At 35.0% G+C, this 12,401-nt stretch carries 13 protein-coding genes and 2 pseudogenes; 4 read left to right on the forward strand and 11 right to left on the reverse strand.

Features of this window, described 5'->3' with window-relative positions:
* Positions 1-7: 7 nt before the first annotated feature.
* The gene (gene fabD / locus OPR46_RS05935; protein ID WP_265043265.1) at positions 8-988 is read right to left on the reverse strand and encodes an ACP S-malonyltransferase; all 981 of its coding nucleotides are present in this window, start codon (positions 986-988) and stop codon (positions 8-10) included.
* A 170-nt stretch (positions 989-1,158) separates the two neighbouring features.
* On the opposite strand from fabD, the gene rpmE reads away from it, so the two are divergent.
* The 3 genes from rpmE to OPR46_RS05950 all read left to right on the forward strand — a co-directional run bounded on the left by rpmE (position 1,159) and on the right by OPR46_RS05950 (position 3,742).
* Entirely contained in the window at positions 1,159-1,362 is a 204-nt protein-coding gene (gene rpmE / locus OPR46_RS05940; protein ID WP_007548602.1) for a 50S ribosomal protein L31, read from the forward strand.
* A 38-nt stretch (positions 1,363-1,400) separates the two neighbouring features.
* Entirely contained in the window at positions 1,401-2,195 is a 795-nt protein-coding gene (locus OPR46_RS05945) for an NAD kinase (protein WP_070356930.1), read from the forward strand.
* Positions 2,196-2,278: 83 nt separating this feature from the next.
* Positions 2,279-3,742 carry a hypothetical protein gene (locus tag OPR46_RS05950; RefSeq protein WP_265043266.1) on the forward strand — a complete coding sequence of 488 codons (1,464 nt, stop codon included), beginning with the start codon at positions 2,279-2,281 and terminating at the stop codon, positions 3,740-3,742.
* A 197-nt stretch (positions 3,743-3,939) separates the two neighbouring features.
* Here the strand turns inward: OPR46_RS05950 and OPR46_RS07055 are convergent.
* The 9 genes and pseudogenes from OPR46_RS07055 to OPR46_RS05995 form a co-directional block, all read right to left on the reverse strand.
* Positions 3,940-4,723, reverse strand: a pseudogene (locus OPR46_RS07055) (IS3 family transposase); the annotation flags it as partial.
* A gap of 257 nt (positions 4,724-4,980) precedes the next feature.
* Positions 4,981-5,226: a transposase gene (locus OPR46_RS05965; RefSeq protein ID WP_265043272.1), complete on the reverse strand. Its 246-nt coding sequence runs from the start codon at positions 5,224-5,226 to the stop codon at positions 4,981-4,983.
* Positions 5,227-5,298: 72 nt separating this feature from the next.
* Positions 5,299-5,951: pseudogene (locus OPR46_RS05970) on the reverse strand (IS630 family transposase); the annotation flags it as partial.
* A 168-nt stretch (positions 5,952-6,119) separates the two neighbouring features.
* Positions 6,120-6,332: a hypothetical protein gene (locus tag OPR46_RS05975; protein ID WP_265043273.1), complete on the reverse strand. Its 213-nt coding sequence runs from the start codon at positions 6,330-6,332 to the stop codon at positions 6,120-6,122.
* A gap of 162 nt (positions 6,333-6,494) precedes the next feature.
* On the reverse strand, positions 6,495-6,716 hold the full coding sequence (locus tag OPR46_RS06830) for a hypothetical protein (RefSeq protein ID WP_022626388.1): 222 nt from the start codon (positions 6,714-6,716) through the stop codon (positions 6,495-6,497).
* A 25-nt stretch (positions 6,717-6,741) separates the two neighbouring features.
* Positions 6,742-6,876: a hypothetical protein gene (locus OPR46_RS05980; RefSeq protein WP_255324781.1), complete on the reverse strand. Its 135-nt coding sequence runs from the start codon at positions 6,874-6,876 to the stop codon at positions 6,742-6,744.
* A gap of 33 nt (positions 6,877-6,909) precedes the next feature.
* A complete protein-coding gene (locus OPR46_RS05985; RefSeq protein WP_007549940.1) occupies positions 6,910-7,113 on the reverse strand; it encodes an IS5 family transposase in 204 nt (67 codons plus the stop codon).
* Between the two features lie 91 nt (positions 7,114-7,204).
* Entirely contained in the window at positions 7,205-8,371 is a 1,167-nt protein-coding gene (locus tag OPR46_RS05990; protein ID WP_265043274.1) for an aspartate kinase, read from the reverse strand.
* A gap of 404 nt (positions 8,372-8,775) precedes the next feature.
* Positions 8,776-10,209 carry a hypothetical protein gene (locus tag OPR46_RS05995; protein WP_265043275.1) on the reverse strand — a complete coding sequence of 478 codons (1,434 nt, stop codon included), beginning with the start codon at positions 10,207-10,209 and terminating at the stop codon, positions 8,776-8,778.
* Between the two features lie 133 nt (positions 10,210-10,342).
* Between OPR46_RS05995 and OPR46_RS06000 the strand changes: the two genes are divergently transcribed.
* On the forward strand, positions 10,343-11,617 hold the full coding sequence (locus OPR46_RS06000; protein ID WP_265043277.1) for an APC family permease: 1,275 nt from the start codon (positions 10,343-10,345) through the stop codon (positions 11,615-11,617).
* A gap of 494 nt (positions 11,618-12,111) precedes the next feature.
* Here OPR46_RS06000 and OPR46_RS06005 read toward each other — a convergent pair whose 3' ends face one another.
* Positions 12,112-12,255, reverse strand: coding sequence for a hypothetical protein (locus OPR46_RS06005; RefSeq protein WP_265043279.1), 144 nt, complete (start codon positions 12,253-12,255; stop codon positions 12,112-12,114).
* Positions 12,256-12,401 lie beyond the last annotated feature (146 nt).

Consider the following 12,401-nt stretch of genomic DNA (forward strand, 5'->3'; position numbering starts at 1 on the left):
ATGTGTTTTAACTTAATCCAACTTTTAAATTTTTCGCTGTTAGTACTAATGATTCATTAAAGAAACTGTCAATATCACCAATACTATCTATATTTTTTGTACTGATAGATTGGTCAATTCTTTTGACCAAATTAGATAAAACTTTATTAGGGCCAATTTCAACAAATTTGTTAATGCCACGGCTTGACATATACAAAACCATTTCTCTCCATTTCACTCTGCTTACAACTTGCTTGGCGAGTAAAGTTTTTATAACTTTGGGATCACTCTCCTCTTTAGCTGTAACATTTGATATCAAAGGAACTATAGGACGGGTTATTTTAATACCCTTCAAAAACTCCAAAACTTTTTCATCAGCAGGTTTCATAAGAGATGAATGAAAAGGCCCACTAACCTGTAATTTAATTAGTTTCCTCACACTCGAGTTTTTGAATAAATCGGGTAACATTTCAAGAGCTTCTCTAGTGCCACTTACAACCACTTGTCCGCCACCGTTATCGTTTGCAATTTCACAAATTCCGTCAATTTGAACTGATTTCAATATATCTTCCACTTCATTTATCTCTGCTCCAAGCAACGCAACCATTCCGCCTTTACATTTCAGTGAAGCTTCATGCATTGCTTCGCTGCGAACTTTCAGCAGCTTGATTGCAGACTCAAGCGTTAACGCTCCTGCAGCACACAGCACTGTATATTCGCCAACTGAATGCCCACAAACATATTTAACATTGTGATCAGTGAAAAGAGATTTGCCAAACACATGCTCCATAACACGTAGCATTGCAATTGATACTGCCATTATAGCTGGCTGAGCGTTTTCTGTAATGGTTAATTCTTCAATAGAACCGTTGAAGATTAAATGAGACAGCTTTCTATCCAATATGCTATCTACTTCATTAAATACTTGTCTTGCAACGGAAAACTCACTATATAAGCTCTTTCCCATTCCTACAAACTGAGAGCCCTGACCAGGGAAAGCGAAAATCATGATAATTATTCCTTATTCCTTATTCCTTATTCCTTATTCCTTATTCCTTATTCCTTATTCCTTATTAAGGATAAGATTTTATTTATTTTTTGTCAATATTTTAGAATAATGATTGACTTAGTGAATTAAGTTCACTAGAATGTTAACTGACTAAAAGTTTATAAACAACAATGAATTATCATAAAATTATTATAGTTATGACAGACGGTCAAGAGTTTGAAACTCGTTCCACTTATGGAAAGGAGGGAGATAGGGTAAAACTTGATAGAGATCCTCTTACTCACCCTGCATGGACTGGAAGTTTGACAAGCGGGTTAGCAAGTAAAACTAGCAAATTAGCTAAGTTTAACGATAAATATGGAAGCATTTTCTAATTCTCCTCCTCTTTAAGTTTTAGAGAGTTTACTGAAGCATGCATAAATACAAAAATATAGGCTATGTTGCTTCTCCATCACCAAAATCGCAGGAAGTATCTAAACTATTAAAGAAACTTAATTTTATCAATATAACAGAAGAAAATAAGTCCGAAATCGATCTATTGATAGTTGTTGGCGGTGATGGCTTTATGCTACGCACTTTGCACAATTACGTCATAGAAAATAAAAACATGCATGTGTATGGGATAAACACTGGCAATGTTGGGTTTTTGATGAATAAATGCTTTAGCTGCAGTGAAGATTTAATTGATCATATAGAGCATGCAACTTCAACTCAGTTAACTTTGCTAAAAATGGAAGCAACAGACACAAGTGGCAAGAGATATCATTACATAGCAGTAAACGAAGTATATGTTTTTAGAAAAGCAAACCAAATAGTAGAAATGAATATTACTATTAATGATAAGCTAAAAGTAGAAAAATTTAGAGGGGATGGAGTAATATTATCTACTCCCACAGGCAGCACTGCATACAACTTCTCTGCCGGTGGCCCAATCTTGCCGCTAAATTCAAATTTACTTGCATTAACCTCTATCAATAGCTATTACCCAAGGCATTGGAATGGAGCGCTAATTTCAAATGATACGATCGTACAAATTGACATTAACGACACAAAAAACCGTCCAGCACTTGTAGTATCAGATTACAAGGAGTTTCATAATATATCACAGATAAAAATACAAAAAGACCACGAAAACACAATAACTTTGCTTTTTGACAAAGATTACCCTCTGAATGAAAGAATCTTTGATAGACAATTTCTATACTAATAATTATCCGTAAATTGGTATTTACCATATCTTAATAACTATAGCGTAATCAATGCAGCATAGTAATTAACTTTGGAGTGAATATGCATGGGTCAGTCGAAAAATCAACAGTAAAATTAACTTCTTACAAACAAACAGGTGACAATAGCAAGATAACACTAAAAGATCCACCATCGCCTGAAGAAGCAGGAAATGCTATCTCAAGTGTACTGAATGTAGTACCACGTGTGCAAGGAATGTCACATGAAGAATCAGATGATGAGGAAGTGGATCCTACTTATGCATCTGTAAATCGACAAAAAGATGGTGATGGAGCACCACCGATTTTGCCAAAAGCTCCAGGTTTACAAGACAAAGAAGACAAAAATTTGTTTGGTCTTAGTACTGAAGTACTACCTCCTTCCCTAGAAGAAACAAAAGGTGAGACTCATGATTGGGTATCACAAACAGCAAGTTTAGGTTTAGAAGGATTATCTGGTAATGGATCAGAAGAACATATTTATGCAGTTATAAACCCAAATACAAAATCTTCGAAAAAGAGTTTAGACAGTGAAATAGGTGGTCAAAACTCAAAAGATGATTTAGGTGCGTCTTCAAATACTTTACCATCGTATAAAAGCAAAGATGACTCTGAAGAGTCTTTGTCACTAAATTCTGATATAGGTAGCACAACAAATAAAAAAACAAACAGATTCTTGCCAAGAGCAAAGTATTCCATGCAGCAGAAGGGCTTTATAATTTTTACTGCAAGTGCTATTATACTCAGTATATCTGCAGCTTTATTATATTTACAAGATAAAGCAAAATTTATTGCATTTTTTACAAACAGCCCAAAATATATCACTATACCAGTTATCGCACTTGCTGCATTGCTTGCAATTGGTCCAATATTTTTTGCAACAAGGCAATTTATAGATACTGAAGAACATTCCATTCAAAAAAAAGATGCGGATAAAATTTTAGCTGAGGTGTTGGAGCACCAGCCAAAAGATAAAGCTATAAAATCTGTAAGACTGGAATATAGCAATGGCACTCATTCAAATTTTGTACTTAATGCTTGGGAAGCTAAACAAGGCTTCACTAACATTGACGAAAAAGTAATTACTAGAACTAATAAAATAAAATCAGTAATTAACGACAGACCAATATTTACTGCATTATTTACTGGTGTAGTTGCTGCAAATATAGCGTTTCCTCTAGGGCTACTTGCAACACATGGTGTTAATGGTGTACAAAAATTTTACCAAAACCTTTTGACTAATAACATAGGATTATCATTACTTATAGGTTCTGGTATACTTGCATTATCAATTATATGTCTTGGCGTGCATTATTATAGAAAAACAAGTTGCACTAACCTTATATATTCTGAAGAAGAGATTGATCCTAAAGATGTTAATGGGAAATTCATTGAGGAAATAAAACGAGAAAGAACAAATGTTCTTTGGGAAAATCACAGTAAAGACGCTAAACGCAGCAGCTTAACGCTTGAGCAAGTTGTGGTTCAATCTCATAATTGTAAGGATATTGTTTATAGTGTCGGTTAATAAAATGCATGATATAGCTAGTGCAGCCCTACGTCATACCGCTGCAGACCGTCATACCGCGATTCATTCGCGGTATCTCTAGATCCCGCTAACACGTAGCGGGATGACGATTGTCAGGGTAGCACCTCCCTCCCCTGTCATCCAAGTAGCTGACTGACCTTACCCAGAAAAAGTGGAGAGAAAGTTTGGAATGTTTTTCACAAAGAGAATGATGAATCAAAATGCTCAGGAATGCAATAGTTAATAGTGACGTTGTTTGTTATAAAAAATTTCTATATATTCAAATATAGCAGTTTTGATATGCTGTTTAGAGTGCCGAGAGGTGTCCATTGGTAACTCCCTTTTTAGAGAACTGAAGAAGCTTTCCACAACAGAATTGTCGTAACAACAACCTTTATGACTCATCTATGTTTTTTATGGATAAGAGATATTGATAACCTTGCAAAGTATATTGTGAACCTTGATCACTATGTAATAGTAGATTTTTGGCAGGTTTACGCTTGTTAACGGCCATTAATAAAGAGTCCATAACCAATTGTTTATTTATTGAACTGCTCATTATAGCCTTTCTTATAATAGTCCGAATGCGATAAGATATGTGTTTATGGCTATAGCAGGCCAGTAGCATATTACGGTCTGTTCGGATTATTGTAAAAAGAGCTATAACTACCATGCGTGAATATAGATCGATTATTGTTGCCAAATATAGCCATCCTTCTTTGGTTTTTATATAAGTAATCCCATACTTTATTTGGTTGATCGACAATCAAGTTTTGGTCTAATATATTGGGAGCTACTGTCCGTTTGTTGTTTCTTAATTTTAAATTTTCTTCTCAATATAGCCTGAATACCATTTTTCTGCATAATACTTTGCACTGTTTTTAAGTTGCAACTTTTACCCAAAGCCTTCAATTCAGCATGAATTTTAGGAGCTCCATATCTACATTTAGAAGCTTGATATATTTTTTGAATATCTGCTAATATAGACTTTCTTATAATAGTCCGAATGCGATAAGATATGTGTTTATGGCTATAGCAGGCCAGTAGCATATTACAGTCTGTTCGGATTATTGTAAAAAGAGCTATAACTCTTTATTTGCTGATTCTCTACTGCTTATTTTCCTTGTAGTCCACTTATAGTAGCCACTAGCAGAAAATCCTACATAATTCCTGTACTTTATAGCAGTTACTATATAAAAAAATATTTTACTCTTTTTGACTGGCCAGGGCTTTTTTTTTTAATGTCTCTTTCCCTTGTTACTCTTGCTTTGTAAATCAAATCTCTCTTTGTCATAAGGTGCTACATCTGGAAATGCATTTGCCGCTGACTTTTTTTCGTTATATTTCTTCATCCATTTTCCTAATACACTATCCCTTATTCCTAGATCTCTTGCTACTTTTGCAACTGGTTGACCTACCTTTCTTTGTTCATTTGTCAGCTTAACAGCTTCCAATTTGAATTCTGCCGTATATTCTCTTGCCATTTCTAATCCTCCAAAATTTTATTTTACCCGAAAAAACTCCTTTCTTTCTCTCCACTTTTTCTGGGTAAGGTCAGTCTGTCCAGGTTCCAAGATCGGTGTCAAAAATTGCTCAAACCATCCATTAAAAACATCCATATTACAGTGGCCTTCAAAGGTTAACGGAACAACTATCTTTCTTCCACTTAAGGCTGCAACCATACTGATTCGTTGAGTTTTCTTTCCAGATTTTAAGGCATAAAACCGCTGTCCTTTCTGGCAATATCCGTAGGGGTAGTCTTCGGTGTTATCAATGCCAGACTCATCTATATACACTAAGTTTTTAGGTTCTTTTGTCGCTATAATTTTCAAAAATTCAGCACGTTTTTCTTCGTTTCTTCCCTTGTATCCATATGTCTTTTTTTGCGCGTAAATCCAATTTTTTTAAGGGCTCGATAGATCGTTTGGATACTAACGTTGTTCCAAAGTTTAGCCATTTCCGATAGAGTCTTTCCTCCGTGTTCTCTGGCAAATTTGGCAAACGTATCCCAGTCGGTAATTTTGTGATTGTAACCCCCATTTCCAAGTTTTTTTGATTGAAAGTCTCCTGTTTCTTTTCTTCTTTGCCGCCACTCCCATAAAGTAGTTCGTCCAATCTTAAATCTTGCTGCCACTGTTTCTCTGCTTTCTCCTTCGTCTAGCGCTTCCATTGCTTTTTTTCTTAAATCATAACTATATGCTGCTGGCATTCAACCTCCTTATCATCATCTACCCTTATCCTATCACATCCGGACTTTTATGGAAAGAGCTATATATGTTTCTCCTGGCAAAAATTCTGTAACCGTTCACACTTAATTCTTCAATCTCATACCAATTTCTATTACATAACAAACAAATAGACAATAGAAGTGAGAAGGTTATACTAAGGCAGTATAATGATGGAGTTTTGGAATGGCATTGGTATCAGGTTGCAATTTTAGCTTACATTGTGCCAATCTTTCTTCAATTGCTGCTCGCATAAATTCTGCCTGTCTTTTAGTTCTGCAGTGCACTATCGCATCATTCACATATCTTTCAAATGGTACTGTTGGGTGATTTTGTTTCATCCATATATCAAATGCATGGTGCATAAATATGTTTGAAATGATTGGGCTTATTGAACCTCCTTGCGGAACTCCTTTTTTCCCTAACTACCTTACTGCCATCTGCTTGCTGAATAGGGGATTTCATCCACCTTTCAACATACAGTATGACCCATTTGCAGTCTGTGTGCTTCTTGATAGCCTGCAGTGCTAAATTGTGGTCCAGATTGTCGAAAAATCCTGTAACATCAACAGCTTTCTTGGTAATCGTATCCTGTCTCCAATAAACAGCGGTTTTGCTATGTATCCTTGATCAGCAAAAAACTTACGTAAAGTTGGAGCCTTGTATTTAGCTTGAGTGAAAAGATTTAGAGCACCATCACGATCTTGAACACTTGCACTATGAACATCAGCCGCAATAATTAAGCCCACTGTATCTACAACAATATGACGTTTTCTACCCTTTATTTTTTTTCAGCATCATATCCTCTGGATCCCCTTTTTGAGTGGTTTTTACTGATTGACTGTCAATTATTCCTACTGAAGGTGTTTCATTTTTACCAAACATTTTTCTTACCTCTTTTACTAGCATATTATGTATTTTTTCCAATTTGCCATTACTACGTCACCTGAGAAAATAGTCATACACTGTCTTCCATGGAGGAAAATCTTTCGGCAGCATTCTCCATTGACAACCACCTCTCATTATATACCTTATTGCATTAATAATTGTTCTGATATTGTGCTTTCTTGGCCTCCCTATCTTTCCTTGTGCAACATGTGGCTCCAAAATTTCCCATTCCTTATCACTTATATCACTTGGATACAATTTTCCCTCCTATTTTTTACTTACACTATCATATTTTTTTCCTCATTCCTTTTCAAGACATACTCTTAGACAACTGGACGTCAAGCCTATCCTAGTGCTGCATATCAAGCTCATACTCAGTATGTAAATCTTTGACTAAAGCTACAGCGCATTCTTTTTGAACAATTATACTGATTTTGATTTCAGATGTTGTGATAGCAAGTATTTCTATCTTTTTTTCGCTTAAAACCTTGAGTGTGCGGTGCATCACTTCAGTGTTAGACATAACACCAATACCAATTATTGAAATTTTAGCTACATTATCGTTTATAGCATAATTTTCATTCTTATTCAGTAACTTTTCCATTAAATCAATATCAAATTTAGAGATAACAAAACTTGACCCATGTATCATATCAATTTTAACGTTTGCTCCTGCTATGTCTCTTAAAGTGCGCAAGTTATTTGCAAGGTTAGTGAAAGTTACAAGAGCTTCATTAGTGCTATAAGCTATTCCAGTAATTAAGTATCTCTCTAGTACCTCCCTTTTGTGTAGCACTGTGGTGCCTTCTACTTCCTTAAAAGTGGATAGCACTTGCACTTTAATGTCATGTTTCATTGCAAGTTGTACTGAACGATTATGCAATATTTTAGCACCAGATGACGACATTTCCAACATTTCATCGTAAGAGATAAATTTGAGCTTGCGTGCCTTTGGAACAATTCTCGGGTCTGCTGTATATATTCCATCAATATCAGTAAAAATTTTGCAAGTTCTAACACCAAAGGCTACCGCGAAGGCAACTGCTGATATATCAGAGCCTCCTCTTCCAAAAGTAGTGATTCTATCATCATTTATACCCTGAAAACCAGCGATGATCGCAGCAGTATAACCCTCAGCAAAAGATCTTTTCACACGGTCAATCTTTATTGTTTTTATTTTAGACTCAGAATAAAAATCATCAGTTACAATTGGTAACTGCCAAGCAAGCCACGATTTAGCATTAACTCCGATCGATTGGAGAGTGATAGCTAAGAGACCGCAAGAGATTTGTTCTCCTGCTGAAAGCATAACGTCATACTCTGATAACTCTTGTCTGTAACTTAAATTTGAGATTTGCCTAGCCTGAAAAACCATTTGGTCAGTAAATCCTGCAACAGCAGATACAACAACGATTACATTACAACCTTTCTCAATATCGTTTTTTATCAAATTTGCAACTCGGTTTAAATCAGTTAGCGAAGTCCCACCAAATTTTTTTATGATTATTTTGTCCATAGTTACAATATAACTCTCTTCTGAAGAAAAATATAGTTTTTGTAGAGATAGCAGCTTGCAAGCCATTCAGAAAAGGGAGGACAAAACTATAAAAAACCATAGGCGCCAGATGGTTTTTAGCTAAAGTCAAGTGTCTGGAATTTTAGGCATAGAATCCCCCATATGAACAAGATTCAGAAAAAATGCAATGCACATTGGGCAGAGATTAAGTATGCGTGTGCACCCACATACACTGAAGAAGATACGCCACATTTTTAACTGAAATTTAAATGAAAAGTCTGCAGACGGAGACAAATTTTGAGCTCGAGAAACATCTCTAATTGTCATTATAATGAGGTTTCAAGTATGCGGAAGTAATTTTTTTAGCTAAAGTCAAAATTTTCTACCATGACATGAGCCCACCACTAAGCAGCAGGAGACCTTGCATGACCTCCAAAAAATGCTTTTACTCTTTCAAGATAAGTAGGTGGTTCTGCAGGGATTTCTATATTATACATTGAATAATACACTGCTTCCTTTATACTATCATCTGTAACTAATCCCCTTAATTTTTGCTTTATGGCACCTCTTTGAATACTTTTTCCATACTCTTCGTAAGATTTTATGTAAAGCTCTTTAAAGACAAATTCTCTTATTTCTATTATTGATTGGTTAATGTTGCTCTTCACCTCATCGCTTATATTATTTTTATCCGCATAATCTTCGGAGTAAAAATCTTCAAACTTGTCTACCAAAATTTTTAATTTTTTATAATTGCAATATTCTTTTAAAAATCTTTCAGTAAATTTAGGTATTAATACGTTCACTGCTCCATTTATTTGAACCAAGAAATTATTTTTCGCTTCAAGACAACTAAGCGAATAAATAATACGATCGAACATTCCCAGAGTACATAAACCAAGTCCATCCTTTAAATTCATTAGTAATAGTGAATTCACATCTGATTTTTGATTCTTAGCAGCAGTTGAAACTAAGTTTGCAGCTTGTGTGAGAGTTAGTCCAGTTTTTGATTCTTGCCAAGCTGCTTCATTGGAACCATTAAAGTTAAGATAAAGTTTTAATTGCTCTTTTTGCTTAGTTGTAAGCTCATCTGAATTATTTATGTAGTCTTCAAACTCTTTATTGAGTACATTTGGTTGAGTTCCAAATTTCTGTTTTAGTTCTTCAGCGCAGTTTATGACACTTTCCTCAAAACTTCTAGTATGAACACTTTGACTACCGGTGCCCACATCACTTACATTAAACAAAAAGCTTAGCTGCTTTACATTCAAACCCAAAGGTGAAAAGAGTTTTACTAATGGATATTTTATTAACTCAAGAAGTGCTACTGGAATTAGCAGTGCATAATTTAACAATAATAAACCAAAATTAAATATAAGAAACCCAAGTAGAGCTGATACCTTTGATGCAATATACAAAAATGGAAGCTGTAGGTAATATATCAAGTGTATACTGAAGAATAAGATTTTGTCCTTTAATTTTATTGTTGGATCTTTATAAACCTCAAACAACATGCTATTGCTATCAATATTGTTGTTTTTAAAGGAGGTATAGTTGTTTATGATCTTCTCTTGCAAGGGAAGAAGCATTTTATTCAGGCAAATAAACGCAGCAATAACAATAAAACCTGTAGCCAAAAATGCTAGTGCAGGGCTAGAAGTGCTTGTAGATAAATAGGCATAAAGACCATCAACAATTAAGTTTTTGTATAATCTTTCAAAGGGACGAACTAGAATCGGGTCAAGTATATAGTTAACAAGAAGATTTAAATAATACACGAGAAACAAAAGTGCAATAATACTACAAACAACCAAAAATGCTTTTAATCTCGGATTCATAACCCCTCTTAATAATCTGTTAATATAATCTATTTTAGGAATAAATTGAAAAAATACAAGTTTTTATGTTAAAAGATCAATTGAAATTTCTGAGTTTAGGGTATATTGTTAATCTATTTAGATAAGAATTATTGTGTCAAATAAAATAGGTTTTTGGGCTATTTTTGCCTTAGTGATTAGCAGCCAAATTGGCTCTGGAATTTTTATGCTTCCCATTAGCCTTGCTCCATATGGCATGTATAGCCTTATAAGCTGGATAATATCAGGGCTTGGTGCTATATCTCTTGCTTTAGTTTTTGCCTCACTCTGCGCAAAATTTCCGGAAACGGGTGGCCCTCACGTCTATGTAAGGCATGCTTTTGTCCCTGCTGTAGCTTTTTTTGTTGGTTGGACGTATTGGGTGATCTCATGGGTTAGCACAACAGCCGTAATAGTTGTGGGTGTTGGTTATCTTACACCATTTTTCCATGAAGATATTCAAAACGTACATCTGTTTTTAGAGATGTTATTACTTACAATTATTACACTAATAAATTTTAGAGGAGTAGCTACTGCTGGACGTGTTGAGTTTTTATTGACGGTGATAAAAATTTCTGTATTGCTTGTAATACCTATAGCAGCATTGTTTTTTTTTGATAGAAATAACTTCATCATAAGTGAAGAAATATCAAATCTTACAACATCGCAGATTCTTGCCCGTTCTACACTTATTACTCTATGGGGTTTTATTGGAGTTGAATTGGCAACAGCACCTGCAGGGTCAGTTGATAATCCAGCTAGAACAATACCAAGAGCTGTGGTACTTGGAACAATCTCTGTTGCTGTTGTGTATTTTATCAACAATCTTGCAATTATGGGATTAATAAATGGCAATGATTTAGCAAGTTCAAGAGCACCATATGTTGACGCAATAAAAATTATGGCCTCTTGCAATTGGCACTTGATTATTTCTATAACTGCGTTCATTTTTTGTGTTGGTACTTTAAACGCTTGGGTACTAGCTAGTGGACAAGTGGCCCTTGGCCTTGCAAAAGATAAACTGATGCCACAGTTTTTTGCTCAAAGAAACAAGCACGGTTCTCCTTTCTGGGGCATAACAACTAGCTCAGTTGGAACTGCAACTTTACTAATCCTCACTTCAAGCAACAATTTTGCTAAGCAGATCACATCAATTATCGACTTTTCTGTAGTTTCATTTTTATTTGTTTACCTTGCATGCAGTCTTGCTTTTCTCAAAGTTATTGTGCAAGAAAAGAGTTGTTACAAATTTTTAATTGGCAGTATAGCAACAACCTTTTGCTGCTGGGTAATATTTGAAACTTCTGTGAATACCTTGCTGACCGCAAGCTTATTCACTGCAAGTGGCGTACCTCTTTATTTATTTTGGTATCGCAGAGTTTCTGTATAGCAAATGTTATGTATCTGTTCAGCAGAGTGGCAAAATAAGGTAGACGAGAAAAGACAACTATAGGAAGAAATGGGTGTCATGCCAGTGCGTGACACTGGCATGACTTTGTTGCATCGCTACTTATGAAAGGCTAACTATAATTAGGATTATAAGCAACTTATTGAAAATCTTGTTTTTTTTGCAATCAATCTGATCAAATTTAAGAATAGTAACTTGTTATTTGTATTAATAAATTTAATTCTATTGAAAATAGCTAAAGCATTGAAATTCTTGAATTTTAGCCGGATTAGTGAGTGGTAGTGAAATTTCTTTTACTCAAATTTAGGTATTCACTGACCGTTCTTGTTATAAATACCAGAATAATAAGCTACTGATATTCTCTACCTTTTTTATCTTTAATCCATCATAGCTAGCGATGCAACAAAGCCCACTGGCATCCAGTTCTTTCGCGCAGTTCCATCAAAAACGTTGTAAAGGATTAATCGCTTTCGTGTTTACCAACTTAGTGCCCAATCTGGATCCCAGATACTGTCTCTGCTGTCAAACAAATTATCCAACAAAATTACAATTATAGCCTTTCTTATAATAGTCCGAATGCGATAAGATATGTGTTTATGGCTATAGCAGGCCAGTAGCATATTACGGTCTGTTCGGATTATTGTAAAAAGAGCTATAAACTGAGAGTTTAGACTAACCTTGTAATACGGGATATAATTCCAAAAGATACTGTTCAGTCTTTAACTCTATGGGAGGGAAGCAAAATCTGGCTTAATGGCATTAGTGT

The sequence above is a fragment of the Wolbachia endosymbiont (group A) of Scambus nigricans genome (assembly GCF_947251485.1).
Classification (GTDB): Bacteria; Pseudomonadota; Alphaproteobacteria; order Rickettsiales; family Anaplasmataceae; genus Wolbachia; species Wolbachia pipientis.

Bases quoted from the DNA above. Each gene is read 5' to 3' on its own strand.
- fabD (WP_265043265.1), bottom strand. From the start codon at position 988: ATGATTTTCGCTTTCCCTGGTCAGGGCTCTCAGTTTGTAGGAATGGGA.
- rpmE (WP_007548602.1), top strand. From the start codon at position 1,159: ATGAATTATCATAAAATTATTATAGTTATGACAGACGGTCAAGAGTTT.
- OPR46_RS05945 (WP_070356930.1), top strand. From the start codon at position 1,401: ATGCATAAATACAAAAATATAGGCTATGTTGCTTCTCCATCACCAAAA.
- OPR46_RS05950 (WP_265043266.1), top strand. From the start codon at position 2,279: ATGCATGGGTCAGTCGAAAAATCAACAGTAAAATTAACTTCTTACAAA.
- OPR46_RS05965 (WP_265043272.1), bottom strand. From the start codon at position 5,226: ATGGCAAGAGAATATACGGCAGAATTCAAATTGGAAGCTGTTAAGCTG.
- OPR46_RS05975 (WP_265043273.1), bottom strand. From the start codon at position 6,332: ATGCACCATGCATTTGATATATGGATGAAACAAAATCACCCAACAGTA.
- OPR46_RS05980 (WP_255324781.1), bottom strand. From the start codon at position 6,876: ATGCTAGTAAAAGAGGTAAGAAAAATGTTTGGTAAAAATGAAACACCT.
- OPR46_RS05990 (WP_265043274.1), bottom strand. From the start codon at position 8,371: ATGGACAAAATAATCATAAAAAAATTTGGTGGGACTTCGCTAACTGAT.
- OPR46_RS05995 (WP_265043275.1), bottom strand. From the start codon at position 10,209: ATGAATCCGAGATTAAAAGCATTTTTGGTTGTTTGTAGTATTATTGCA.
- OPR46_RS06005 (WP_265043279.1), bottom strand. From the start codon at position 12,255: ATGCTACTGGCCTGCTATAGCCATAAACACATATCTTATCGCATTCGG.